The organism is Ruegeria sp. CDSC054 (genome assembly GCF_059610645.1).
Genome location: NZ_JBXWOA010000002.1, coordinates 362,967 through 386,343, shown reverse-complemented (window position 1 = coordinate 386,343; position 23,377 = coordinate 362,967). Strand labels below are relative to the sequence as shown.

Sequence of the window (23,377 nt, the reverse complement as noted above, 5' to 3'; positions counted from 1 at the left end):
TCACCCGACAGTGTTTACGCTGCGACGGTTGGTCTGAAATCGAGGTTGGTCAGAACGGGGCGCGGGTCAGGGTGTACCCGGCCTGTTGTAATTGGTTCAGCAGCCCGTAGTCGCCCCCAAGATGCCCGGCACCGACCGCGATCACGACGTTTTGGTCCTGAATGTTCAGAATTTTCTGCATCCAGTTGCTGTTGCGCTCGACCAGGAGTTTTTGCTCGAAATCATTCCATTCCTCGTCGAATACTTCGGGCGACAGGCCCGAGTCTTCCAATCCCTGAAGACGGGCGAGCTGGATGATTTCGACATGTTTCTCTTCCAGGTAGGCGTTGGCCATCGTCGCCAGTTGATCCTCGCTACCGCCCATGGCACCGGCCATCCGCACAAGGGACTGAACCTGCTTTTCGATGGGGTGGCTGTCGAACATACTCATAAGATCGGCAATCTGTTCTAGCGAGCGTTTGGGGATACCCAACTCGTCAGCCAGCTGGTCCAGACGGGCGTCCATCCCGTGGTTCGCACTGGGGTCCTGCATCATACACGGGGGGACGCCCAGCATCATGCTCAGAAACCAGGGCCGCATTTTGGCTGCCATCCAGCCGGGGATACCGCGTTCGGACAGCCCGATCGACAGGGCGGACCAGTCTTCCTCGGACATCAGATCAATCAGACTGGGTCCCGAGGTGATCATCACCGGGCTTATGTCCTTGGCCAGGTCTTTTTCGAACGCGTCCATTTCTTCCCGAGTGACCTCGAAATAAAACGCGTCCGCATCGCCGAGGGTCGGCGTTAGCCGTTCGACCACTGCGTCCATGCGTGCGTCATTGGCATGCAACGTACCAACAAGGTGCAGGATCGTGTCACCCTTGGATGCGATCCAGTGATTGCCTTCGGCAAACGGGATCTCGGCCACTGTCTGTTGCAGTTCGGACTTTACCGCGGGGCTCAGTCCCGGCCTCAGATCAGTCCCTTCGCATGCGGCCTGTACGGTGGCGGGCAGGAATAGGAAAAGCAGCGGTGCAAACAAGCGCATAAGGATCATCTCGGAAACTTTAGTGTGATCGCGACATTGCCTTTGCGCGGCAATGTATTCAAGCCGGATGCAGGTGACGGCTGGCGTTCGCGGCAAATTTGCATAGCATGGCGGAATGGACCGTGAGCAGGATCTATACCCGCCGATCAAGGCGCTGTTCGAGCGTCAGGGCTACACCGTCAAAGGCGAAGTCGGCGCAGCCGACATCGTCGCCATTCGGGATGGTGATGAGCCGGTGATCGTTGAGCTGAAGCTGCGGTTCTCATTGGCGCTGTTTCATCAGGCAATCACGCGGTTAAGGGTGACTGACCAGGTCTATATCGGTGTGTGCAAACCCAAGGGGCGAACCGCGCGGCGTGCGTTAAAGGACAATTTGGCGCTGTGCCGCAGGCTTGGTCTTGGTCTGATCACTGTACGTGCTGACGGCGCGGTCGAGGTGCAATGTGACCCTGGCCCGTATGCACCGCGAAAAAACAAAGTAAAGGCGGCTCGCCTGCTGCGTGAATTTGACCGGCTTGAAGGTGACCCCAACGCAGGTGGAGCCACCCGGCACGGGATCGTGACGGCCTATCGTCAGGACGCGCTGAAATGTGCAGCCCATCTGGCCGAATGCGGAGCGACAAAGGGGGCGGAAGTTGCCCAATCCACCGGCGTCGCCCAGGCCACGCGCCTGATGCGGGACAATCACTACGGGTGGTTCGACAAGGTTGATAAGGGGGTCTATGCACTGTCGACTACAGGGGCCGAAGGGTTGAAACACTGGGCCTATAGCTGGGAAGAGACCAGCTGAGCCTCGCAACTAAAAAATCCATCACAGCTTGTTGACTTGGGGTTTGCGACCCCCTAGCTATGCGTCGTTATCACTCTCTGCCTTTGAGTGCTAACGCCTCGCCAGCCGGCGAGGGGAGGATAATAAACTTTGAGCCCAAGGAGCTGCAAAGATGGCATTGAAACCGCTTCATGACCGCGTGCTGGTTCGTCGTACCGAAAGCGATGAAAAAACCGCAGGCGGGTTGATCATTCCCGAAAGTGCAAAAGAAAAGCCTAGCGAAGGCGAAGTCGTTTCGACCGGTGAAGGCGCGCGCAAGGACAGCGGCGAACTGATCGCAATGGCTGTAAAAGCTGGCGACAAGATCCTGTTCGGCAAGTGGTCGGGCACCGAGGTCAACGTCGGCGGCGAAGAGCTGCTGATGATGAAAGAAAGCGACATCATGGGGATCATCGAGTAAGCGCTCGCGCTTCTCTGATCTTCATTTCCAACATTTTTCTCAAGGAGAAACAACATGGCTGCTAAGGACGTCAAGTTCGACACCGATGCCCGCAACCGCATGCTGTCAGGTGTGAACATCCTGGCCGATGCTGTCAAAGTGACCCTGGGCCCCAAAGGCCGCAACGTGGTTCTGGACAAATCCTTCGGCGCACCGCGCATCACCAAAGACGGTGTATCGGTTGCCAAGGAAATCGAACTGGAAGACAAGTTCGAAAACATGGGCGCGCAGATGGTGAAAGAAGTCGCCAGCCGCACCAATGACGAAGCCGGCGACGGCACCACCACCGCAACCGTTCTGGCACAGGCAATCGTTCGCGAAGGTCTTAAGCAGGTTGCAGCGGGCCTGAACCCGATGGACCTGAAGCGCGGCATCGACCTGGCAACTGCCAAAGTCGTTGAAGGCATCAAAGAGATGGCGCGTGAAGTCAAAGACTCGGCAGAAGTCGCTCAGGTTGGCACCATCTCGGCCAACGGCGAAGCCGAAATCGGTCAGCAAATCGCAGACGCGATGCAGAAGGTTGGCAACGAAGGCGTTATCACCGTCGAAGAAAACAAAGGTCTGGAAACCGAGACCGATGTTGTCGAAGGTATGCAGTTCGACCGTGGCTACCTGTCGCCTTACTTCGTCACCAATGCTGACAAGATGATCGCAGATCTCGACGACTGCATGATCCTGCTGCACGAAAAGAAACTGTCCTCGCTGCAGCCGATGGTTCCGCTGCTCGAGCAGGTGATCCAGTCGCAAAAGCCGCTGTTGATCATTGCTGAAGACGTTGAAGGCGAAGCGCTGGCAACTCTGGTTGTCAACAAACTGCGCGGCGGCCTGAAAATTGCTGCTGTCAAAGCACCTGGCTTCGGCGATCGCCGCAAAGCCATGCTGCAGGACATCGCAATCCTGACCGGCGGTCAGGTCATCAGTGAAGATCTGGGCATGAAGCTCGAGTCCGTCACCATGGATATGCTGGGCACCGCCAAGAAAATCGAAATCACCAAAGACGAAACCACCATCGTTGACGGTGCTGGCGAGAAAGCCGAGATCGAAGCACGTGTTGCTCAGATCCGCACTCAGATCGAAGAAACTTCGTCGGACTACGACCGTGAGAAGCTGCAAGAGCGCGTTGCCAAACTGGCAGGCGGTGTTGCTGTTATCCGCGTAGGTGGCATGACCGAAGTTGAAGTGAAAGAGCGTAAGGATCGTGTTGACGATGCTCTGAACGCAACGCGCGCAGCCGTTCAGGAAGGCGTTGTTGTGGGCGGTGGCGTTTCGCTGGTTCAGGCAGGTAAAGCACTGGACACTCTGAAAGGCGCAAACGCTGATCAGGACGCAGGCATCAATATCGTGCGTAAAGCCATCGAAGCGCCGCTGCGCCAGATTGCTGAGAACGCGGGCGTCGACGGCGCAGTTGTTGCAGGCAAAGTTCGCGAATCTTCGGAAGCGGCCTTTGGTTTCAACGCTCAGACCGAAGAGTATGGCGACATGTTCTCGTTCGGCGTTATCGATCCGGCCAAAGTTGTCCGCACTGCGCTGGAAGATGCAGCATCGGTTGCTGGCCTGCTGGTCACCACCGAAGCAATGGTTGCTGACAAGCCTGCCAAAGACGGCGCGCCTGCTGGCGGCGGCATGCCCGACATGGGCGGCATGGGCGGCATGATGTAAGACGTCGAATTCGCCTCGGCGAATTCTGACGGTCCCGACAGGCGCTTGGCTGTAAGGCCAAGCTGCCGAGAGGGAAGCCTTAGTATCTAGGGACGGGGTCGCCTTCGGGCGGCCCCGTTTCGTTTTGCGGACCATCCCGCAGGAATGTGAGTGTGCAAAACGCGCCGAAACCGGCTATGCGGTTGATATGAAACTGTTCCTACTCACGTGCCTGACGATGTGCGCCTTTGCGTCCAACTCGATACTTAATCGGCTAGCGATTGATAGTGGCGCCAGCGATCCCGCTGCCTTTGCCGTGGTGCGGGTTTTGGCCGGTGCAGTGGTGCTGGCCGGGTTGGTTCTTCTGAGGGCTGGTCAATTGCCCCTGTTTGACCGGCGCAGGGTTGCCGGGGCGGGGTCGTTGTCCCTGTACATGATCGGATTCTCTGTCGCCTATCTGACGCTGGACGCGGGTCTTGGCGCGCTGATCCTGTTCGGGGTGGTGCAGGTGACGATGTTCACTGTGACATCAGTGAAAGGCACGCTGCCCACTGGTCGGCAGATCGCGGGCGCCGCAATCGCGTTGCTGGGGTTGGGCTACGTGCTTTGGCCGTCCGGATCGATACAGGTCAACCCGGTCGGAGCAGCTCTGATGATTGCTGCCGGGATCGGCTGGGCGATCTATTCGCTGGTTGGCAAGTCCGAACCGGATGCCTTATCCGGCACTGCTGCAAATTTCGTCGTGGCATTGCCAGTGACAACGCTGGCTTTATTGGCGACAGGAGGGGCGTGGCACATGACTGCTAACGGATACTTGCTGGCCGCGTTGGCCGGTGCGGTCACATCAGGGATGGGGTATGCGCTGTGGTATCAGGTTCTGCGGGAATTGACGCCCACAACGGCGGCCGTCGTGCAACTCAGCGTTCCGATTATAGCCATTATTGGCGGTGTCCTCCTGCTGGGCGAGGCCGCCAGCCTGCGCCTGATCATGGGGGCCGGGCTGGTATTGGGCGGAATTGCACTGGCCGTTCTGCGCAGGACGCCGCGGTAGGGGTTTATTCGCTGGACGTTAGGCCTTATCTGGCGGCTATGCGTTATTTGCTTGCCCTCTTTCTGTTCTTTGTGCCTGCCATTGTGCAGGCAAAATGCGTGGTCCTGCTGCATGGGTTGGCACGGACCGAAGCGTCTTTTACCGTCATGGAACAGTTGTTCAAAACGCATGATTATACCGTCGTGCGCCCGGGGTATTCCTCTACCGACCTGCCAATTCCCGATCTGGCTGCACAGACGCTGCCGGGTGCATTTGCGGAATGCAGCGACGACAAAGTCAATGTTGTCGCGCATTCGATGGGCGGTATTCTGTTGCGCTATTGGCTGCAGGACAATCATCCGGAAAACCTGGGTCGCGTAGTCATGCTCGGCCCGCCCAATCAGGGCAGCCAGCTGGTGGACGAACTTAGCGCGTATGAGGTGTTCGGGATGTTGAATGGCCCGGCCGGTCTGGCGCTGGGCACGGGCCCCGAAGGTATCCCACGACGACTGCCCCCCGTGGATTTCGAACTTGGTGTGATCGCCGGGGAGAATTCGTTGAACCCACTGTTTTCTTCGATGATCGATGGCTCGGATGACGGGAAAGTTTCGGTTGAAACGACCAAGGTCGAAGGGATGGCGGATCATATCGTCCTACCGGTGACTCACACGTTCATGATGAACAATCCACGCGTGATGGCGCAAGCGCTGCATTTCATCGAGTTCGGTCAGTTTGATCCGCAGATCACATGGCTGGATGGGGTGATGGAAATCATCGATGAAATCTGCATTGGGCAGGATTGCTCGGAACCGGACTCGGAGCGCTCTGAATGACCGCACTTTCTCTGACTTTGTCCGGCGCAGAGGTTCTGTTGCCGGATCAGGGCATGACTCGTGCCGATCTGTCCATTTCTGACGGGGCCGTGCAACGGGACCGGGCGGGACGGACAATCGACCTGTCTGGATATCTGGTGATGCCCGGCATCATCGACCTGCACGGCGACGGGTTCGAGCGTCACATCGCACCGCGACGAGGGGCGATGAAGCAGATGGACGAGGGCATCCTGTCGGTCGAGGCCGAACTGGCCGCCAACGGGATCACGACGGCGGTCCTGGCCCAGTTTCTAAGTTGGGAGGGCGGCGTACGCGGCCCTGAATTCGCTGGCCAAGTGTTCGATGCTATTGCGTCGGTCAAAGATCGCGTCGTCACCGATTTGCTGCCTCAGCTACGGTTCGAAACCCACATGCTCGAGGAATATCCGAGCCTGCCTGAACGTATTGCCGCGTGGCGTGTGCCATACGTGGTGTTCAACGATCACCTGCCACATGACAGGCTGGCCGAGGGGCGCAAGCCGCCGCGCCTGACGGGGCAGGCGCTTAAGGCCGGGCGTAATCCTGAAGCACATTTTGAGATGTTGCTGTCCATGCATGCCCGAGGCGATGAGGTTTCCGCAGCCTTGGACGCGCTCTGTGCGGCATTGTCCGAGCAGGGTGTCCGTATGGGCAGCCATGACGACGCAACGGCTGAAACTCGCGCCGATTGGCGGGAGCGAGGTGCTCAGATTGCCGAGTTTCCCGAAACGCTAGAGGCGGCTGAGGCCGCTCGGGCTGCTGGGGACCACGTTATTCTCGGATCACCCAACGTGGTGCGCGGCGGATCGCACAAGTGCAACGTTAGTGCGCTGGATCTGATCACCATGGGGCTGTGTGATGCGCTGGCCTCGGATTACCATTATCCCAGTCCCAGGCGAGCGGCTTTGATGCTGGCCAAATCCGGTCTGTTGGATCTGGCCGGAGCCTGGGCGTTGGTCTCGTCCGGTCCGGCACGGGTTCTTGGGTTGCAGGACCGGGGCACTCTTGCCCCGGGTCAACGCGCAGACCTAGTGATACTTGATGCTCGGTCCCACCACGTCGCTGCTACGCTGGCTGGCGGGCGGGTTAGTTTCATGTCCGGTGATATCGCCGCACGGTTCGTGGGCTGAGTTACCGCGTGATGCGGTTGAAATGCGCCATCTTGCGGCCCGGTTTGACTTCAGCCTTGCCATAGAGATGAAGCGCAACGTCGCGTTCCCGCGCCAATTCCGGCACGCGGTCCATATCGTCGCCTATCAGGTTCTCCATAACCACGTCTGAATGGCGTTGACCGTCGCCCAACGGCCAACCGGCTACGGCGCGAATATGCTGCTCAAACTGATCCACCGCGCAGCCGTTCTGCGTCCAGTGGCCCGAGTTATGCACCCTTGGCGCAACTTCATTCACGATCAAACCCTGCGGTGTCACGAACAGTTCGACACCCATGACACCGACGTAATCCAGCGCGTTCAGGATATTCGCGGCCAACAGCACGGCATCGGTTCGCTGCGCCGGGGCGAGGCGGGCGGGTACCGTGGTGGTGTGCAGGATGCCATCGCGGTGCACGTTTTCACCTGGGTCGAAACAGGCGACTTGCCCGTCGATACCGCGGGCGGCGATGACCGATACCTCGTGGCTGAAATTGACGAACCCTTCGAGGATTGCGGGCGCGCCTGCCATATCGGCCAGTGCGGCCTCGGCATCCTCAGGGCCGCGCAACCGCGCCTGTCCCTTGCCGTCATAGCCGAAACGACGTGTTTTCAGGATGGCTGGCGTGCCAATCTGGTCAATCGCTGCCTTTAGGCTGTCCAGATTGGTGATGTCGGCGAACGGCGCTGTCTTCAAACCCAACCCGGCAAGGAAAGTCTTTTCGGTCAGTCGATCTTGACTGACACGCAGCGCCTCGCGCCCCGGATGGATAGGGCAATGTGCTTCCAACAGGTCCAGCGCTTCGGTCGGGATATTTTCGAATTCATAGGTGATGACATCGACGGACTCGGCAAAGGCCTTCAGTGCCGCAGCGTCATCATAAGCTGCAGTCGTCACATGATCCGCCACCTGACCGGCGGGTGGGTTGGCTCCCGGCTCAAAGATGTGGGTTACAAAGCCCAACCGGGCCGCCGCGACGGACAACATCCGGCCTAATTGGCCACCGCCCAGAATTCCAATCCGCGCCCCCGGAGCAAGCATGTCCGTCATCAATCAGTCTCCAACCTTTTTCCAATCGCCTGCAGGGCCGAGCGCAGCGCATCATGTGCTTTGCCCGCATGCAATGCCTGCGTCATCTGCAGGCTGAGTGTTCCATCCGTCGCCAGCGCGTCCCGTTCCTCGGCCAGACGCCCGGCTTGCCCGGTTTGCATCGTCTGCAGAAATCCAGACAGCAGCTGTGTTGTGTAGAACTCCGAGGCATCCGCGTCGCCTGTCTGCTCGGTCAACCACTCGGCACCTGTCGCCATAACGTCCAGAATCCCCGGCACCATCGCGCAGATCGCAAAATGTGCGTTCAACGCCGCCTCGGTTTCGACTTTTACAACTGGGTTTTCGGGTTCGAACAGTTCGGCCAGCAAGGCATCGTTGCCAAACGCTGCAAGCGGGCATCCGCCTTGCCGCAAAAACCCCAAAGGGATTGTTTGAACGAAGTCAGTCGCCGGAGCGCACAGGGATGCAAGCTGGTCCGCCGATACAGCTGCCATCACAGATACGATTTGCTGACCCGAGCGAAAACTCAGGTTATCCAGAACTTCCGGGGCGATCTGAGGGCGCAGGCAAAGAAAAACGATATCCGATGCGTCGATAACCGCTTGTGGGTTCGTGACCGTTACGTCCAGTTCAGCCTCCAACTCAGCTGAGACTTTGGCGTTTCGCTCTGTAACGGCAATGCTGTGCCCTTTGTCCGTAAGAAAACGCGCAATGGGGGCTGCGATATGTCCGGTTCCGATAAAGCCGATACGGCTCATCCTTGGGGTTCCTCGGGGATAGAAGCAGACAAAGCTTCGCGCCAGGCATCCAGCCGATCAGCCAGTGCTGCGTCCTGCAAGGCGAGGATGCCAGCCGCCATCAACCCGGCATTGGCCCCACCGGCGGAGCCGATAGCCATCGTCGCCACCGGAAAGCCTTTGGGCATCTGCACGATGGAGTATAGCGAATCGACGCCGGACAGGGCACGGGTCTGCACAGGCACGCCGATCACCGGTACGCGCGTCTTTGAGGCCATCATCCCCGGCAGATGCGCAGCACCGCCCGCACCGGCGATAATCACATCCAGGCCACGCTGAACGGCGGTTTTACCATAGTCCCACAGGCGATCAGGGGTGCGGTGCGCCGAAACGATGCGTTTTTCATACGCAATGCCCAGTTCATCCAGAATGTCTGCGGCTTCTTTCATCGTGGGCCAGTCCGACTGGCTGCCCATGATGATCCCCACTTTCACATCGCTCATCCACTTGTCGCCCTTGCCTGTCGAAAGAGCGCGCACTATAGCCAAATCGGCCTATCTGGCAATGCGGTACAGGGCCTTCAGGCGATGATATCCGGGGTCAGACGGTCCTCGATCAGGCGAATGATGTCCTTAAGGCGCAGTTTCTGCTTTTTCAGCCGCTTGATCGTTAACTGATCCGACGTCCCCGTCGCTTGCAGCGCCTCGATCGCTTCGTCCAGATCGCGGTGCTGGCGGCGAAATACCTCCAGCTCGACCCGAAGAACTTCATCTGTTTTCATTGAAATGTCAGTGGGCGCGTTCATGGACGACTCGGTTGTTGTTGTGGTGCTTTCCACACAAGATAGTGTGTCAGGGTTTATCCGGCCAGACCTTGTGGACATCCCTGCATATTCCCATATTCTATCATACGCGGTTGCCAAAACGGGACCGCACCACACGTCGCTTTGGCAATAAAGGACGAAAATACGTGTCGAAACTTACTCTTGGCTCATACCCGCATCTTTTGGGGTTCGAGCAATTGGAACGCCTTCTAGAACGGTCTGCAAAGGCCGGAAACGAAGGATACCCGCCCTATAACATCGAGCAGACCTCGGATTTTTCCTATCGCATCACCCTGGCTGTGGCCGGTTTTGCGGAACAGGACCTGTCGATTACCATCGAGGATCGCCAGCTGGTGATCCGGGGCCGTCAACGCGACGATAGCGAGGGGCGCATCTTTCTGCATCGCGGCATCGCGGCGCGTCAATTTCAGCGCATGTTCGTGCTGGCGGACGGAGTCGAGGTTGGCGAGGCGATCATGGAAAACGGTCTGCTGCATGTGGACCTGACCCGCGCCGTGCCGGAAACCGTGGTTCAGACAATCAACATACGGAAGGGGTAAGAGCAATGAATACACCGATTGAAATCAACACCGAAGGCGATCGGATCGTTTATGTGAAAGCTGTCGATGTAGCTGACCTGCCGCGCGAAGTGCGCGAACAGGCCGGTGATCTGGATCAGCTTTACGCTGTTCACGACTCCGATGGCCAGCAACTGGCGCTGGTTGCAGACCGCAAGCTAGCCTTTGTTCTGGCGCGCGAACATGACTTCTCGCCGGTGGCCGTTCACTGAAACGGCCCCGCAGAAGGTGATTTTCCCGTGACATCCGCCGCCCCACGGGTGAGATATGCGAACCAATACAGGTTCGCAGGGCGGAGGCACCATAGCAGGGCGGAGGCACCATACATGAGCTGGTTTGATTTCGACTGGGTGGACGCATTCAGCGACCGTGCCTTTGGCGGCAATGGATGCGCCGTGGTGCATGGTGGGGCCGTCCTGCCCGAAGATGTCTGTACCGCTTACGTGCGCGAAACGTCCTTGGTCGAATGTACCTTTACCGGGCCGTCTGACGTGGCCGACGTCCGAGTGCGCTATTTTCTAGCCAGCCGTGAGATCCCTTTTGCGGGGCATCCCACAATAGCCACTGTGGCGGCGATGCGGTCGCGTGGGCTGTTTCAGGGGGATGCGCTGACACTGGACACCGGGGCAGGGATCGTTTCAATCCAACTCAACGGTGATGAGATTGAAATGACGCAGGTTGCCCCGCAATTCGGTGCGATCGTTCCTGCCGACCTGGTTGCCGCTGCCATCAGCCTACCGGAAAGCGCGATCATCTCGCCACCTCAGATGGTATCCACAGGGTTGCCGTTTTGCGTCACTGTGCTGCGCGACCTCGAAGCGCTACGTGCCGCAAAGCTGGCACAAGAACCGCTGCGCAAGGTGATAGAGGCCGGAGGGTATTCCGGATCGGACATGGCCGAGCCATTTATTGTGACGCTGGAGGGCGCGAGCGAGGCGGGCGACACGTTCTCACGCCTTTTGATGTTGCCGCCCAGCCCGCCCGAGGATCCGTTCACCGGCTCCGCAACCGGGGCGATGGCAGCTTATCTCTGGAAATATGGCCTGATGCCTAAGGACACGTTTGCAGCAGAACAGGGCCACGACTTGGGCCGCCCCGGCCAAGCGACCGTTACACGCGTTGGACCTGCCGATGCGATGACCGGTATCAAGGTGGCGGGCCGTGGCTATATTCTGATGCGTGGTCAGGTCAATTTGCCCGGGCAACTGTAATGACTGAACCTGCGATCGCCATCCTTCCTTATGGGCATCGGTTGGGTCCGAAACTGGCTTCGGTTCCATTGTCCGATCTGATCTGGTCCGAAGGGTGCCCCGACCGCCTGATGGGCAAAACGGTTGGCGATCTTGAGCGTACCGATCACCTGATCATGTACCCCAATTCAACCGTTCACCTGCGCCTGCGCCGAGGGACCCGCGCCCGGATTTCGCTGATGATGGGCGAGCCGTCGGCCATTCACGCCAAGCACGACAAGATGCTCCGCTACACATGGTGGCGGTTCTTTCGGGTGATGACGTTTCATGACGTGCTGCTGCAGAACCTTCCGAACGCTGTGTTTCTGCCCTACGGCGTGACCATGGTGCCGGATTGGCGAGACCTCAACGTAGAGAAAACGAAATCCTGCTCGCTCATCGCCTCAGCCAAGCGCGATCTGGAAGGGCACCAACTTCGCCATTCGGTGATTGACTGGGTGCGGGAAACGGGCGCTGACGTTGATATCATGGGGCTGGGATACACGCCGTTTGATCGCAAATCCGACGGGCTGGCTCCGTATCGCTATTCCGTTGTGATCGAGAATGTGCGCGAGAAGAACTATTTTTCGGAAAAGCTTACGGATGCGGTCCTGTGTTCAACGGTCCCGGTCTATTGGGGGTGCCCGAATATCGGGGACTTCATGGACACAGCCGGTATAATCCTCTGCGAGTCTGAGGCCGACATTCAGCGCGCAATCAACAGCCTGTCCGCTGACGACTATGCCGAACGCCTGCAGCATCTGAAAGCTGCGCAAAGCAAGGCGGCAGAGTTCGGTGACTTTGAAGGCCGTGCGGTGCGGACCCTGCGCGAACAGATAAAAGCGGCCTAGTCTTCTGATGGCTGCGGGGTCAGCCACCCCACCGGCAAGATCGGGTTCGCCAGCGCGTTGATCCCATGTCGAAGGCAAAGGCGCTGCAGATATGATCCGCTGACCGGCAGCCCGGCGGTTTTGGCGGCCATAAATTTTTTCTGATGTCCGTAAATGTGGACTGAATGCACCTTATCCCGTTCGATCTCGGCCGTGGAAATGCGCGTATCGTGCAGTTTCCATAGCTGTTCCTTGTCCAAAGGATAGAACACATCCGGCTGCATCGCGTGGCTGTCCTCGCCGGTCTGGCGTAGAAAATACTCCAACGCCTTGGGGCCTGAGCTGCCCCAGGGAAGTGCCTCGATGCCCCAGGTTTCTCCGTTTCGGATGCGCCTGCGATTGTGTCGAAATAGCCGACCGCCACGCCAGGGCTGGGTCGGGTTGGCAGAGATCACGAAATCAATCCATAGCGCCAGTGTCTCTGAGCCTTCCGGCAAGCGCAGAACGCCATTGGGAATGATGCCTGATTGCGACGACCCGAAAACGTAAGACGAGGAAAAGTCGAATGGCTTGACGCAGTAGGCATCCAGATCGACCCAGATGAACGGGGTTTTCTGCATCAACCGCAGCCGGAAAATGTCGGAAAACACTGCGACCCCCAACCGGTCTTCCGGTCGAAAATCAAACGGCGCTGGCCAAAGGATATCAGAAGCGGGCCGTATCTCGGTGCCGCTAGGCACGCCTTCGATATCATGCACGGTATACAGGATAAACCGGTGACCGTTATCCAGATAGGATTGAATGCACAGCGCCTCGAGCCAGCTCAGGTCTGAACCGAACCAGAAACTGGCAATTGCAGGCAGGTCGCGGGTCATGGGCACTTTGCGTTTTGGTTAGGGTCTGCATTTGCACCAAGGCAGCGTGCGCTTGTCAATCCAACACAAAAAGCGGCCACTGCTGGCCGCTTTGCTTGTTTGTTGTAGCAATTAGGATGCTGCAATCAGCCCCATACTTTCCAGTTTCAGGAGAACCTGATGGGCGCAGTTGTCGACCTCGACATTTTCGGTCTCGACGCTCAGTTCTGGGTCTGCAGGAACGTCATACGGGTCCGAGATTCCAGTGAACTCTTTGATCTTGCCTTCGCGGGCCAGCTTGTACAGTCCCTTGCGGTCGCGGCGTTCGCATTCCTCAATGGTGGTGGCCACGTGAACCTCGCAGAAGGCGCCGAATTGCTCGATCTCTTCCCGGACCGCACGGCGGGTCGTGGCATAGGGCGCAATTGGCGCGCAGATTGCGATGCCGCCGTTCTTGGTGATCTCGCTGGCCACATAGCCGATGCGACGGATGTTCAGGTCGCGGTGTTCCTTCGAAAAGCCCAGTTCGGACGACAGGTTTTTCCGAACGATGTCACCATCCAGCAAAGTAACCGGGCGGCCGCCCATCTCCATCAGTTTGACCATAAGCGCGTTGGCGATGGTGGATTTGCCCGAGCCCGAAAAGCCGGTGAAGAACACAGTAAAGCCCTGCTGGCTGCGCGGTGGGCGGGTCTTGCGCAATTCGGCGACAACCTCGGGAAAGCTGAACCATTCCGGGATCTCCAGACCTTCGGCCAGACGACGGCGTAACTCGGTGCCCGATATATTCAGGATAGTGACATTGTCCTTATCCAAAATCTCATCGTTCGGCTCGTATTGCGCGCGTTCCTGCACAAAAACCATGTGCTTGAAGTCGACCATTTCGACGCCGATCTCATCCTGGTACTTGCGGAACAGATCCTGCGCATCGTAGGGGCCATAGAAATCTTCGCCCTGACTGTTCTTGCCCGGGCCCGCATGGTCGCGACCCACGATGAAATGCGTGCAGCCGTGGTTTGCACGGATTAGCCCGTGCCAGACAGCTTCGCGCGGGCCGGCCATGCGCATTGCCAGGTTCAACAACGACATCGATGTGGTCGAGGCCGGGTATTTGTCCAGCACTGCCTCATAGCAGCGCACGCGGGTGAAGTGATCGACGTCGCCAGGTTTGGTCATGCCCACGACCGGATGGATCAGGAGGTTGGCCTGCGCCTCTTTCGCGGCGCGAAAGGTCAGTTCCTGGTGCGCGCGGTGCAGAGGGTTGCGGGTCTGGAACGCCACGATACGCCGCCAGCCGACTTTGCGGAAATAGGCGCGCAACTCGTTCGGAGTGTCGCGGCGCGCGCGAAAGTCATAGTGGACGGGCTGCTGAATGCCGACCACGGGTCCGCCCAGATACACTTTACCCGCCACGTTGTGCAGGTAATTCACCGCCGGGTGCGCCTCGTCATCGGCACCAAAGACTTTCTCGGCCTCGCGGGCTTTGTCCGGTGTCCAACGGTCGGTGACGGTCATGGTGCCGAGAATGACGCCTTCCTGATCGCGCAGCGCGATGTCCTGGCCCAATTCGACTTTGTCGGCAAACGCCTCGTCTACGTCCAGAGTAATGGGCATCGGCCAAAGGGTACCATCGGCCAGCCGCATGTTCTCAACGACATTGTCGTAGTCCGCCTGGCTCAGGAAGCCTTTGAGAGGGTTGAACCCGCCGTTCATCAGCAATTCCAGATCGCAGATTTGGCGCGGGCTCAGGTCCCAGCTGGTCAGATCGGCGGCTTCCACCTTCAGTTTCTGTGCTGAATCGTAGGACACGAACAATTCGGGGATTGGGGCCAGGTTACTTAACATCGTCATGGGAATACTCTTGTAAAAGTGCTGCTTTGCCGTTGATTACGGGGCGTTTGCCCCGGCTTTTGGGTGAAGTCCATATACCTTGGTGAAACAAAGGACGATATGCGCGGTTTTTCCACGCAATGGAAGGAAATTCCGGTTTGCGTGGCAATCTGCGAAGCTGGTTCCCGATGTGGGCAACAATTCCACCCAATTCAGGGCGAGTGTTCTTATGCAGTGACATTGGCGTTCAGATCCACGGCTTTGGGGACGGGCAGGGCGGGAATCGGTCGCGTCACGCCACGCAGCTCGAATGGGCGAACCTGCCGCATATCGCCGTCATATCCTGCCACCAGCAATAACTCTTGCGAGACCAGAAGTTCGCAGCCCAGGGTTTTGGTTTCGGCCTCTAACCGGCTGGCCACATTTACGGTGTCGCCGATGATTGTACGGGCGGCGTGGCCCGCAGCACCGATTTCACCCAGAACAAGGTCCCCCAGATGAAGGCCCATTCCGATGCGGATCCGGGGGCTGCCCTCGGATTCCAGCTGCTGGTTGAAACGCTGCAAGGCAAGGCTGATATCAATGGCCGCTTTCATCCCGGCCCGAGCAGAGCTTTGGGCGTCGTTGGTTTCGAACACGGCCAACAGGCCGTCGCCCATGTATTTGTCGACCACTCCGCCCTCGGCCGTGATCGCGGGGACGATGGCGTCGAAAAATCGGTTCAGCAGGAAAACGATGTCATAGGGCAGTTGGCCAGCTGTGCGCGAGGTAAAGCCGCGCATGTCCAGAAACAGGACCGCCAATTGCCGTTCCTGACCCTGGCTTGCATGTGCCCGGTGTCGGGCGCCATCCGGGCGGAACATTCGAAACGCCGTGATCGGAGCCATCGGGCGGATTTGGCATGCCAGCCGGGCGCCCACCGGGGCACTGACCGCAGCAAGACTTCGGGCTTCGACCTCACCGGGTTCGGGCAGTTGATCCCCGCCCTCCTCGACAATCACGCGGCAGGTGGTGCAGCGCCCTTTGCCACCGCATAGCGCCGTGTGTGGAATGCCGTTGGCCTGGGAAATTTCAAGCAGGGTCATTCCTTTTTCGGCAACGACCTCAGGGCCTTGAGCGTACTTTACGCGCACGGAATGTCGGCGGCGCCACAGCTTGCGGATCGCAAAAACCGTCAGGGACGCGCCAAGGGCCACCCAGAACGCCGTCAGCGCATTGTCCTTGACACTGAACAGCTGCTGGAAGTCTTCGGGAGTTGGCCAGTTGTAATGCTCGATATATTGTTCGCGTAAAAACGGGTCTGCAAAATCAGCCCAGATCCGGCGCCCCTCCGTCAACACCCCGGCAAGGGCAAATGTGGGAACAAACACAGCCAGGCCAATCAGATATGGCACCAGCTTGGGCCACCAGCGGGTCAGCCGCAGCCACATGTGCAGTCCGATACAGCCGTGTACCCATACCACCAGCAACAACAGGCTTTGCATCCAGACCGCGAAGCTGGGCCACATCAGAACGATGATATAGCCCATTTCATCGTTCACATCGTAGACCGTGTTCGCATAGCGCGTTTGCACGATATGCGAGATCAGCTGCAATGGGATCAACAACCCCAGAACCATCTGCAACCCCGTGCTGAACGGCATGCGCAAAGTCCGGCGCTGGCTGATCGAGTACAGGGCTAACCCCGCGTGAATCAAAAGAGCAGCATAGAGAATTATGCTGCCGACATCGTGGCGTGTGATTACATGCCGGGCATCCTGCATGCCATGCAAGTAGTCTGTGTGAAATAGACCAAGGCCGATGTTGATGAAGTGAAAGAACGCAAAGGCGAACAGAACCAGGCCGCTGCCGATCCTCAGCCGGGTTGCCCACCCGCCTTGCCACAGAACAGTTTTCAATCAGATCACCTGCATTGGTCTCGCCTGAGGCCGAGTCTGATACGCCGCAGCTTAGCGGTCAAGCGCAGGTTGCGGATAGGGCGGCGTCCAATCCGTTGGCGGCGTATTCACACGGATCAGCGAAGGCGACGGGTCGAACAGGACAATGTGGTTGAGTTCGGGGCGCGAGCGCGAGCTGTATAGCAACCCGTCAGCGCCTGCGTCACGCGCGCGGTCCGAGAACCTCCATGTCGGCGAGGTGCCCTGCTTGGCGTGAATGTCCTGCCAAACGACCGATGCCTCGCGCTGTCCACGTAAGTCGACCAGTTTTGCGCCTGTCACGGTTGCCCGTTGTAAGACCCGTGGCGGATCGCCCGCCGAGACATATCGCCGAATGGCAACTCCGGGACCTTCTGCGCTGAGCGATGCGTAAAGCGCCGTCTGCCCCGAGTAATGAAAACGCCCCTCCGGCGCCCTTGCAGGGGCCAAAGGGGCGTTCAATTGCGTCAGAAAGAGAATTCTCCAGGCCGGGCCAGAGAATTCCAGCATCAGATCAATCCTGTTCGGCCAGGAAACGCTCGGCGTCCAGTGCGGCCATGCATCCCATGCCGGCGCTGGTCACAGCCTGCCGGTAGATGTGGTCCGTCAGATCCCCGGCGGCAAAAACACCCGGCACCGAGGTCTCGGTCGAACCTGGCTTGGTCACGACATAGCCGCCCATATGGCTTTCCAGTGAGTCCTTGACCAGTTCATTGGCAGGTGCGTGTCCGATCGCGACAAAAACGCCTTTGCAGGGGATCTCGGTAATCTCGCCGGTCTTCACGTTTTTGACCCGCACACCTTCGACGCCCAGCGGGGCATCGGTGCCGGTCACTTCTTCTAACTCGTGGAACCACAGGGGTTCGATTTTTTCATGCTTCAGCAGCCGGTCCTGCAGGATCTTTTCCGCGCGCAGCTCATCACGACGATGGATCAAAGTGACCTTGCTGGCAAAATTGGTCAGGAACAGCGCCTCTTCGACAGCAGTGTTGCCGCCGCCGATCACCACGATTTCCTGCCCGCGATAGAAGAACCCGTCGCAGGTCGCGCAAGCCGAAACGCCAAAGCCCTTAAATTTCTCTTCCGACGGCAGCCCCAGCCACTTGGCGCGCGCGCCGGTGGCCAGAATGACGGCATCTGCTGTGTAAACAGTGCCGCTGTCGCCGGTTGCGGTGAACGGGCGTTTGCTGAGGTCCAGATCGTTGATGATGTCACCGATGATTTCACAGCCCATCGCCTTGGCATGGTCCTGCATACGCACCATCAGGTCGGGGCCTTGAACCTCGGTATCGCCGGGCCAGTTTTCGACCTCGGTCGTTGTGGTCAGCTGGCCACCCGGCTCGATGCCCTGAACCAGAATCGGCTCTAGCATCGCGCGGCTTGCATAAACGCCGGCCGTGTAACCGGCCGGTCCCGATCCGATGATCAGAACCCTGGTGTGTCGTGTTTCGGCCATAGTACCCCCAACTCGATCTGCCTGATTGGGGCGCGTGGCCCCTGACGGATGGATATAGCGAGCGTCGCGCAGGGCTTAAACCCCCAACCTTTTGACAGGCAGCCATGCATTTGCGGCAAGGTGCCCAAAAAAAGAACATTGAAAATATAGAATATTGCGCAGGTGCGAAAGATAATTGCGCATTGGTCGGGTGCTGATATAACAACCGAAAAATTAGGAGCATTTCATGGTCGCGATACGGCTGGATGAGATTGACCGCAAGATTTTGGCAGAATTGCAGGCAGACGGTCGCATGACTAATGTAGAGCTGGCAAAACGCGTAGGTATTTCTGCGCCGCCTTGCCTGCGGCGCGTGCGTACGCTTGAGGATTCCGGGCTTATCCGCGGCTACCATGCCGATGTGAACTCACGCGAGTTGGGGTTCGAGGTTCAGGTCTTTGCCATGGTGGGGCTGGAAAGCCAGGCCGAATCCGAACTGAACGCGTTCGAGGAACGCTGCCGCGAATGGCCGCTGGTCCGGGAATGCCACATGTTGAACGGCGAGGTGGACTTTATCCTGAAATGCGTCGCCCCCGACCTGAGCAGTTTTCAGCAGTTCCTGACGGGCGAGCTGTTGACTACGCCCAATGTAGCCAGCGTAAAAACATCGCTGGTTATTCGCGGCGCCAAAGACGAACCCGGCGTTCCCTTCGACGTTCTGGAAGAACGAATGAACCGGACGGCGTGAACATCATTCGCTTTTGATGCGGTTTTGACGGCGGCAGAAAAGCTGCGACCGTTAATGATAGAAACCAACTAATTATCAGCTGCATAATGCCCCCACATTGCAGTTAGTTTTCGTTGTCACGCAGAAAGCGCATTTATCTCACCGTCTCCTGCGCGTGGTAGAACCAGTGGACCAAAATCGCTCAGCGATTCGATATGCGCAAACAAGTTCAAGTAGATCGATCTGAGCGATTGGCTAACCTGGCGTGCGGCATTGACTCCCGGATGGTATGATTCGAATTGCAGGCCATCGACCTTGATGACCGAATGACGTTTCAGGCAGATGTGAAACAGCTCAATCGGGGTCGGCGGCAATGTTTCGATCACGCTCATACCGTCCTGGAATTCATGGACAGGGGTCAGAATTTCGCCCCCGTCGTGTAAATGGCGCAGATGCGCAGGTGTGCCCAGCAGACGTGCTGCGGGTCCCGCGATTACGCCGGACAGCGGCTTTTGCATTCCAAATGTATCGGCCATGATCCGAGTTAGCGGGCGTGTTCGGCCACGCGAATCCTCGCGTCCGGGAATCAGGGTCACCGACCCCTTCCACAACACGGTCTGCAGCGCGCCATCCTGTGTCAGAACCAAGTCGCCCGGCAGCAGATCTTCGATCGCCAATGGGCCGTTTTCGGTTTCCACCAGGGATCCGCGTGTAAAGGCACAAAAGGCGTCTTCGAACATGGGCAATGCCGGGGCGATGTGGCGCGTTTGCGAAACATCTCCGTTCGGCATCAAGGTACTGACCTCATAGCGCCGCAACTGCGCCTTTGGTCTTGCGTTTGTCTTCGGAATTTCGCGCAGCATGGCCGAAGTTTTGACCGCGTTTCTGGCTGCGCGCGTCAAGGAATGTGGAATTGTCATTTTTATTCCGTCCCTCCTAAAATACCGTTCAGACGGATAATGCCCTCCGTACAGGGCAACCTGACCGGCGTTTTCTTTGTCTTTAATGAGATAGCGACCTCAGGGCGCACGCCTTTGCGGCGTCGCAACGCGATGAACTTTCGCTTTCCTTTGGTCAACACACTGACCCCCCAGACAAACTCACTAAAACACAGGCGGAAGTTACCTGCGCACACACACCCCTGAACCAGGCCGCTGGAAATTTCAGCGGTTGGTCACACACCGGCCCGGAGCACCCCTCCGATGTGCGTCTTGACCCTTGGAACCGGCAGCATGGTTCCTTGGGCTTTTGATCAGCGTTGGCGTGCCAAGCGGCGCGCGACCCTGACCGAAGAACTGGAAACCCGTTTCCACGGCATTTCCGGTGCCTTTTCTCGCGTGGCCGCAACAACGGCACTGAGAAAACGAGATTTAACCTTCATGTTATTATTCCTAGTCGTACCGGGGCAGCTACCCCGGGTTCCTGTGTAGGATCAGTGTGGCGCGTCAATGCGGCACCGATAAGGCTGACTCAGGATTTAAACAGTAAAGTCGAAGGTCGGCAGATCCTCTTCTTTGGAATGCCTCGCACCGCGGGATAATCGTTTGATAAACACCTGAGTGCGGACAATAAAAGTCAAAATGTCTCGACTCAAACAGACACAACAAATGTGGCGAAAAAGCGGCGATTTCGCCACATTTTGGGCGCGCTCTACAATTTAATGGCGGAGATCAAACGGCCATAATCGGCTTCTTTCGCGTGGGTCGAGCGGCGGAAGGAATAAAATCTGTCCGGGTCTGAATAGGTGCAGTGCCGCGTCCATTCCGCCTGACCCACCCCGGCTTGCCGCAATCTGTGCAGACCGAAGGCGGGCAGGTCGAACTGCAGTCGATCCCCATCGCCATTCGCGAAGAACCTAAGGTTTTCGGGCGAATCCGCTGCGAATTCATCCAGGAAATCTGGACCGACCTCATACGCGTTTTGAGAAATCGTAGGACCAATGACAGCGACGGTGTTTTCCCGCTGCGCGCCCAATGCCTCCATCGCGTCCAGGGTTGCCTCCAATACACCGTCCAAAGCACCGCGCCACCCGGCATGCGCAGCCCCGATCACATTCGCGTCAGAATCGGCAAACAGGACCGGTTGGCAATCCGCTGTCAGAATCGTCAGCGCCAATCCCGGGGTTGCGGTGACAACCGCATCCGCTTTGGGTTTGTCGCCATTTATCGGAGCGTCCACCGTCAGAACGGTTGGGGAATGCACTTGATGCACCCCGACCAATGCGTCCGGGTTGACCTCCATCGCCGCGGCCACGCGCTGACGGTTCACTGCCACCGCTTCGGTTTGGTCAGACGAGCCATAGCCGCAGTTTAAACCCGCGAATATTCCGGAAGACGCTCCGCCCCGACGGCTGAAAAACCCGTGGCGGACAGGCGATAGGACGTCCGAGGTCAGAATTTCCAATGTCATGGTTCCAGTCCCGGTGGAGGTGCAGCATAAGAAGGGTAGAGGCCCAGTACTTTGAACAGATTTCCCATTTCCTCGGGATGCGTCAACCGGCGATGTGCAGCAATGAGCGCCTCAAGCTCAGACCCGCCGAGTGGCGCAGCCAGCGCCTGTGCGCGGGCCGTGATGCCCAGCCGTTCCAGAAACATGCCCTGAGGTGTCAGCTTTGTATGGGCGCACCCGGCGGCGCGTGCGGCAATAGCAAGGGGCTCAAAATCTACATGCGCGGTCAGATCCGCCCGACCCGGAGCTTGCAGGGGATCAACACGTTCATGTGATTGCAAAGCTTGAAACGTGTCGCCCAGCGAATGCCAGTCACCGTAATCCACGATCAGACCCGCCCCGCCATAAGTGGCGATCCGCCCAGCGATCACGGTCAGGATCGGAATTGCGGCCGCGCAAAGTTCAACCAAATCGCTATCTTGGGTGTCGGTCATGCGATCCGCCAGACCGATCTGAGCCGTGTTCAGCCCCAGCCCATACGTAAGCGATTCGCCCTGCGCACCGATTAGACGTTCGCGCCAGCCATCACCTTCACGTATGAATTGGCGGACTGGCAGGGCATCAAAAAACTCGTTCGCCACCAGAAACAGGGGGGCTTCGGGCAGGTCGATGAGCGTATCGATCCAGCGCGGGTTGTGACAGCTCAGCAATTGCGCCTGCCTGTCCCGCAGGGCAGGGGAGGCCTCGAACAAAACAATTTCTGCGGCCTCGTGAAATCCAGATATGCTGCTGGTTGCGCGCAGGATATCTGCCATCAGTGTGCCGCGACCCGGTCCCAGCTCTGCTAGAATGAACCTGTCCGGCTTGCCTTGATCCATCCAGCTTTGCGCCAGAGCAAGCCCGATCAACTCTCCGAACATCTGGCTGATTTCCGGTGCAGTGATGAAATCCCCCTGCGCCCCCAGCGGATCGCGGGTGGTGTAGTATCCAAACTTAGGGTTCAGCAGGCATTCAGTCATGAAATCGGCCACGCTCATCGGGCCATTCAGCGCAATTTGCGCCAGTAGGTGATCCTTAAGGTTCATTGAGTGCGTCGCGCGCGCAGTGCAAACCAAAGGCCAAGCGCGATCATTGGCAGCGATAGCATTTGCCCCATGGTCAGGCCATAGCCGCCCACGTGCCACGCCAGCCCCAGCGGATTCCCTGCCGAGACGAACTGTGCGTCAGGCTGACGAAAGAACTCAACAATGAAACGCGAGGCGCCATAACCTGCCAGAAATACACCCATCACCAGACCGGGCTTGTGAAACGCCCCACGCCGATAGGCCATCCACAGTAGAAGTGCGCCCAGCAACAAACCTTCCAGTGCAGCTTCATAAAGCTGCGAGGGGTGTCGGGCACACATCCCGGCCACAACACCAGGGCAGTCCTGCGCGGCGCCACCTGGAAAGATCACTGCCCATGGAACGTCGCTGGGTCGCCCCCAAAGCTCGGCATTAGTGAAGTTCGCCAACCGCCCCAACAGCAGTCCGGGCGGCACAGCGTGTGCGATCAGATCGGCCAAAGACAAAACCGGGACCTGGTAACGCCGCGCATAGAGATAGGACGCAACGACGACCCCCAGCAAACCACCATGGAAGGCCATACCGCCCTGCCAGATCATCAATATCTCCAACGGGTGCGATAGGTAGTAAGCCGGTTGGTAAAACAGAACGAACCCCAGACGCCCGCCGAGAATCACGCCGAGGATGATCCAGGTGATCAGATCCTCCAACTGCTGCGGTTTCATCGGTGGAGTATCTGCAGGCCAAAGTGCCGGGCGCTTCAGCGCCACAGTACCCAATCGCCATGCGATCAGAATACCGGCGATATAGGCCAGCGCGTACCATCTAAGTGCGAACTCCATCCCGAACAGCGAGATCGAGAAAACTTCGGGCGAAAGGTCGGGGAAATTCAGAACAGCCTGCATGTGCGTCTCATTGCCCGGGGTTAGCGGGGCAAGTCAACCTTGAGC

The 23,377-nt window shown here is 58.3% G+C and carries 26 protein-coding genes; 11 read left to right on the top strand and 15 right to left on the bottom strand.

Annotation, left to right across the window (positions count from 1 at the left end):
• Positions 1-49 precede the first annotated feature (49 nt).
• Positions 50-1,030 carry a TraB/GumN family protein gene (locus AC2FGC_RS05870; RefSeq protein ID WP_496723988.1) on the bottom strand — a complete coding sequence of 327 codons (981 nt, stop codon included), beginning with the start codon at positions 1,028-1,030 and terminating at the stop codon, positions 50-52.
• A 115-nt stretch (positions 1,031-1,145) separates the two neighbouring features.
• Here AC2FGC_RS05870 and AC2FGC_RS05865 point away from each other — a divergent pair, with 115 nt between their 5' ends.
• The 6 genes from AC2FGC_RS05865 to AC2FGC_RS05840 all read left to right on the top strand — a co-directional run bounded on the left by AC2FGC_RS05865 (position 1,146) and on the right by AC2FGC_RS05840 (position 6,947).
• A complete protein-coding gene (locus AC2FGC_RS05865; RefSeq protein WP_496723990.1) occupies positions 1,146-1,820 on the top strand; it encodes a DUF2161 domain-containing phosphodiesterase in 675 nt (224 codons plus the stop codon).
• Positions 1,821-1,971: 151 nt separating this feature from the next.
• Positions 1,972-2,259 carry a co-chaperone GroES gene (locus AC2FGC_RS05860; RefSeq protein ID WP_496723992.1) on the top strand — a complete coding sequence of 96 codons (288 nt, stop codon included), beginning with the start codon at positions 1,972-1,974 and terminating at the stop codon, positions 2,257-2,259.
• Positions 2,260-2,313: 54 nt separating this feature from the next.
• Positions 2,314-3,957, top strand: a complete 1,644-nt coding sequence (groL, locus tag AC2FGC_RS05855) for a chaperonin GroEL (protein ID WP_496723994.1) — start codon at positions 2,314-2,316, stop codon at positions 3,955-3,957.
• Between the two features lie 187 nt (positions 3,958-4,144).
• Positions 4,145-4,987 (top strand): DMT family transporter, encoded by an 843-nt coding sequence (locus tag AC2FGC_RS05850; protein WP_496723996.1) that lies wholly within the window; start codon positions 4,145-4,147, stop codon positions 4,985-4,987.
• 38 nt (positions 4,988-5,025) lie between these two features.
• A complete protein-coding gene (locus AC2FGC_RS05845; protein ID WP_496723998.1) occupies positions 5,026-5,799 on the top strand; it encodes an alpha/beta fold hydrolase in 774 nt (257 codons plus the stop codon).
• The gene (locus AC2FGC_RS05840; RefSeq protein ID WP_496781632.1) at positions 5,796-6,947 is read left to right on the top strand and encodes an alpha-D-ribose 1-methylphosphonate 5-triphosphate diphosphatase; all 1,152 of its coding nucleotides are present in this window, start codon (positions 5,796-5,798) and stop codon (positions 6,945-6,947) included. Before AC2FGC_RS05845 ends, AC2FGC_RS05840 begins: the two co-directional genes overlap by 4 nt.
• Position 6,948: 1 nt before the next feature.
• Here the strand turns inward: AC2FGC_RS05840 and AC2FGC_RS05835 are convergent, their stop codons facing one another.
• The 4 genes from AC2FGC_RS05835 to AC2FGC_RS05820 all read right to left on the bottom strand — a co-directional run bounded on the left by AC2FGC_RS05835 (position 6,949) and on the right by AC2FGC_RS05820 (position 9,558).
• Complete coding sequence (locus AC2FGC_RS05835) at positions 6,949-8,016, bottom strand: 5-(carboxyamino)imidazole ribonucleotide synthase (protein ID WP_496724002.1); 1,068 nt, start codon at positions 8,014-8,016, stop codon at positions 6,949-6,951.
• Positions 8,016-8,774 (bottom strand): NAD(P)-binding domain-containing protein, encoded by a 759-nt coding sequence (locus tag AC2FGC_RS05830; protein ID WP_496724004.1) that lies wholly within the window; start codon positions 8,772-8,774, stop codon positions 8,016-8,018. The genes AC2FGC_RS05835 and AC2FGC_RS05830 overlap by 1 nt, the downstream gene beginning before the upstream one ends.
• Positions 8,771-9,256 (bottom strand): 5-(carboxyamino)imidazole ribonucleotide mutase, encoded by a 486-nt coding sequence (gene purE / locus AC2FGC_RS05825; protein ID WP_170558990.1) that lies wholly within the window; start codon positions 9,254-9,256, stop codon positions 8,771-8,773. The genes AC2FGC_RS05830 and purE overlap by 4 nt, the downstream gene beginning before the upstream one ends.
• Positions 9,257-9,333: 77 nt before the next feature.
• On the bottom strand, positions 9,334-9,558 hold the full coding sequence (locus AC2FGC_RS05820; RefSeq protein ID WP_058275529.1) for a YdcH family protein: 225 nt from the start codon (positions 9,556-9,558) through the stop codon (positions 9,334-9,336).
• 164 nt (positions 9,559-9,722) lie between these two features.
• Here AC2FGC_RS05820 and AC2FGC_RS05815 point away from each other — a divergent pair, with 164 nt between their 5' ends.
• The 4 genes from AC2FGC_RS05815 (at position 9,723) to AC2FGC_RS05800 (ending at position 12,234) form a co-directional block, all read left to right on the top strand.
• Positions 9,723-10,136 (top strand): Hsp20 family protein, encoded by a 414-nt coding sequence (locus AC2FGC_RS05815; protein ID WP_058280036.1) that lies wholly within the window; start codon positions 9,723-9,725, stop codon positions 10,134-10,136.
• 5 nt (positions 10,137-10,141) lie between these two features.
• Complete coding sequence (locus AC2FGC_RS05810; RefSeq protein WP_170466716.1) at positions 10,142-10,366, top strand: DUF1150 family protein; 225 nt, start codon at positions 10,142-10,144, stop codon at positions 10,364-10,366.
• 114 nt (positions 10,367-10,480) lie between these two features.
• A complete protein-coding gene (locus AC2FGC_RS05805; RefSeq protein WP_496724007.1) occupies positions 10,481-11,365 on the top strand; it encodes a PhzF family phenazine biosynthesis protein in 885 nt (294 codons plus the stop codon).
• A complete protein-coding gene (locus AC2FGC_RS05800) occupies positions 11,365-12,234 on the top strand; it encodes a hypothetical protein (protein ID WP_496724009.1) in 870 nt (289 codons plus the stop codon). Before AC2FGC_RS05805 ends, AC2FGC_RS05800 begins: the two co-directional genes overlap by 1 nt.
• On the opposite strand, the gene AC2FGC_RS05795 is transcribed toward AC2FGC_RS05800, so the two are convergent.
• The 5 genes from AC2FGC_RS05795 to trxB all read right to left on the bottom strand — a co-directional run bounded on the left by AC2FGC_RS05795 (position 12,231) and on the right by trxB (position 18,269).
• Positions 12,231-13,088, bottom strand: a complete 858-nt coding sequence (locus tag AC2FGC_RS05795) for a hypothetical protein (RefSeq protein ID WP_496781628.1) — start codon at positions 13,086-13,088, stop codon at positions 12,231-12,233. The genes AC2FGC_RS05800 and AC2FGC_RS05795 overlap by 4 nt on opposite strands.
• A gap of 111 nt (positions 13,089-13,199) precedes the next feature.
• Complete coding sequence (locus AC2FGC_RS05790; RefSeq protein ID WP_496724013.1) at positions 13,200-14,918, bottom strand: bifunctional sulfate adenylyltransferase/adenylylsulfate kinase; 1,719 nt, start codon at positions 14,916-14,918, stop codon at positions 13,200-13,202.
• A 206-nt stretch (positions 14,919-15,124) separates the two neighbouring features.
• A complete protein-coding gene (locus AC2FGC_RS05785) occupies positions 15,125-16,795 on the bottom strand; it encodes an adenylate/guanylate cyclase domain-containing protein (RefSeq protein ID WP_496781626.1) in 1,671 nt (556 codons plus the stop codon).
• Between the two features lie 51 nt (positions 16,796-16,846).
• A complete protein-coding gene (locus AC2FGC_RS05780) occupies positions 16,847-17,323 on the bottom strand; it encodes an RES family NAD+ phosphorylase (protein WP_496724017.1) in 477 nt (158 codons plus the stop codon).
• A gap of 4 nt (positions 17,324-17,327) precedes the next feature.
• Positions 17,328-18,269, bottom strand: coding sequence for a thioredoxin-disulfide reductase (trxB, locus tag AC2FGC_RS05775; RefSeq protein WP_282118987.1), 942 nt, complete (start codon positions 18,267-18,269; stop codon positions 17,328-17,330).
• A gap of 226 nt (positions 18,270-18,495) precedes the next feature.
• On the opposite strand from trxB, the gene AC2FGC_RS05770 reads away from it, so the two are divergent.
• Positions 18,496-18,996 (top strand): Lrp/AsnC family transcriptional regulator, encoded by a 501-nt coding sequence (locus tag AC2FGC_RS05770; RefSeq protein WP_108859290.1) that lies wholly within the window; start codon positions 18,496-18,498, stop codon positions 18,994-18,996.
• Between the two features lie 116 nt (positions 18,997-19,112).
• Here the strand turns inward: AC2FGC_RS05770 and AC2FGC_RS05765 are convergent, their stop codons facing one another.
• From AC2FGC_RS05765 to lgt, 5 genes are all read right to left on the bottom strand, one after another.
• Positions 19,113-19,895, bottom strand: coding sequence for a Hint domain-containing protein (locus AC2FGC_RS05765; protein WP_496724020.1), 783 nt, complete (start codon positions 19,893-19,895; stop codon positions 19,113-19,115).
• Between the two features lie 332 nt (positions 19,896-20,227).
• Positions 20,228-20,356: a hypothetical protein gene (locus tag AC2FGC_RS05760; protein WP_496781624.1), complete on the bottom strand. Its 129-nt coding sequence runs from the start codon at positions 20,354-20,356 to the stop codon at positions 20,228-20,230.
• 269 nt (positions 20,357-20,625) lie between these two features.
• Positions 20,626-21,384 (bottom strand): peptidoglycan editing factor PgeF, encoded by a 759-nt coding sequence (gene pgeF / locus AC2FGC_RS05755; protein ID WP_496781622.1) that lies wholly within the window; start codon positions 21,382-21,384, stop codon positions 20,626-20,628.
• The gene (locus AC2FGC_RS05750) at positions 21,381-22,448 is read right to left on the bottom strand and encodes a class I SAM-dependent methyltransferase (protein ID WP_496781618.1); all 1,068 of its coding nucleotides are present in this window, start codon (positions 22,446-22,448) and stop codon (positions 21,381-21,383) included. Before AC2FGC_RS05750 ends, pgeF begins: the two co-directional genes overlap by 4 nt.
• On the bottom strand, positions 22,445-23,332 hold the full coding sequence (lgt, locus tag AC2FGC_RS05745) for a prolipoprotein diacylglyceryl transferase (RefSeq protein ID WP_496724028.1): 888 nt from the start codon (positions 23,330-23,332) through the stop codon (positions 22,445-22,447). Before lgt ends, AC2FGC_RS05750 begins: the two co-directional genes overlap by 4 nt.
• Between the last annotated feature and the right edge of the window lie 45 nt (positions 23,333-23,377).

Excerpts from the sequence above, each read along its gene's own strand:
- lgt (WP_496724028.1), bottom strand. The coding sequence starts at position 23,332 with ATGCAGGCTGTTCTGAATTTCCCCGACCTTTCGCCCGAAGTTTTCTCG.
- AC2FGC_RS05850 (WP_496723996.1), top strand. The coding sequence starts at position 4,145 with ATGAAACTGTTCCTACTCACGTGCCTGACGATGTGCGCCTTTGCGTCC.
- AC2FGC_RS05840 (WP_496781632.1), top strand. The coding sequence starts at position 5,796 with ATGACCGCACTTTCTCTGACTTTGTCCGGCGCAGAGGTTCTGTTGCCG.
- AC2FGC_RS05750 (WP_496781618.1), bottom strand. The coding sequence starts at position 22,448 with ATGAACCTTAAGGATCACCTACTGGCGCAAATTGCGCTGAATGGCCCG.
- AC2FGC_RS05800 (WP_496724009.1), top strand. The coding sequence starts at position 11,365 with ATGACTGAACCTGCGATCGCCATCCTTCCTTATGGGCATCGGTTGGGT.
- AC2FGC_RS05790 (WP_496724013.1), bottom strand. The coding sequence starts at position 14,918 with ATGACGATGTTAAGTAACCTGGCCCCAATCCCCGAATTGTTCGTGTCC.
- AC2FGC_RS05870 (WP_496723988.1), bottom strand. The coding sequence starts at position 1,030 with ATGCGCTTGTTTGCACCGCTGCTTTTCCTATTCCTGCCCGCCACCGTA.
- groL (WP_496723994.1), top strand. The coding sequence starts at position 2,314 with ATGGCTGCTAAGGACGTCAAGTTCGACACCGATGCCCGCAACCGCATG.
- AC2FGC_RS05780 (WP_496724017.1), bottom strand. The coding sequence starts at position 17,323 with ATGCTGGAATTCTCTGGCCCGGCCTGGAGAATTCTCTTTCTGACGCAA.
- purE (WP_170558990.1), bottom strand. The coding sequence starts at position 9,256 with ATGAGCGATGTGAAAGTGGGGATCATCATGGGCAGCCAGTCGGACTGG.
- AC2FGC_RS05795 (WP_496781628.1), bottom strand. The coding sequence starts at position 13,088 with ATGACCCGCGACCTGCCTGCAATTGCCAGTTTCTGGTTCGGTTCAGAC.
- AC2FGC_RS05865 (WP_496723990.1), top strand. The coding sequence starts at position 1,146 with ATGGACCGTGAGCAGGATCTATACCCGCCGATCAAGGCGCTGTTCGAG.
- AC2FGC_RS05845 (WP_496723998.1), top strand. The coding sequence starts at position 5,026 with ATGCGTTATTTGCTTGCCCTCTTTCTGTTCTTTGTGCCTGCCATTGTG.
- AC2FGC_RS05860 (WP_496723992.1), top strand. The coding sequence starts at position 1,972 with ATGGCATTGAAACCGCTTCATGACCGCGTGCTGGTTCGTCGTACCGAA.
- AC2FGC_RS05770 (WP_108859290.1), top strand. The coding sequence starts at position 18,496 with ATGGTCGCGATACGGCTGGATGAGATTGACCGCAAGATTTTGGCAGAA.
- AC2FGC_RS05810 (WP_170466716.1), top strand. The coding sequence starts at position 10,142 with ATGAATACACCGATTGAAATCAACACCGAAGGCGATCGGATCGTTTAT.
- AC2FGC_RS05765 (WP_496724020.1), bottom strand. The coding sequence starts at position 19,895 with ATGACAATTCCACATTCCTTGACGCGCGCAGCCAGAAACGCGGTCAAA.
- AC2FGC_RS05830 (WP_496724004.1), bottom strand. The coding sequence starts at position 8,774 with ATGAGCCGTATCGGCTTTATCGGAACCGGACATATCGCAGCCCCCATT.
- AC2FGC_RS05805 (WP_496724007.1), top strand. The coding sequence starts at position 10,481 with ATGAGCTGGTTTGATTTCGACTGGGTGGACGCATTCAGCGACCGTGCC.
- AC2FGC_RS05820 (WP_058275529.1), bottom strand. The coding sequence starts at position 9,558 with ATGAACGCGCCCACTGACATTTCAATGAAAACAGATGAAGTTCTTCGG.
- AC2FGC_RS05760 (WP_496781624.1), bottom strand. The coding sequence starts at position 20,356 with ATGAAGGTTAAATCTCGTTTTCTCAGTGCCGTTGTTGCGGCCACGCGA.
- trxB (WP_282118987.1), bottom strand. The coding sequence starts at position 18,269 with ATGGCCGAAACACGACACACCAGGGTTCTGATCATCGGATCGGGACCG.
- pgeF (WP_496781622.1), bottom strand. The coding sequence starts at position 21,384 with ATGACATTGGAAATTCTGACCTCGGACGTCCTATCGCCTGTCCGCCAC.
- AC2FGC_RS05835 (WP_496724002.1), bottom strand. The coding sequence starts at position 8,016 with ATGACGGACATGCTTGCTCCGGGGGCGCGGATTGGAATTCTGGGCGGT.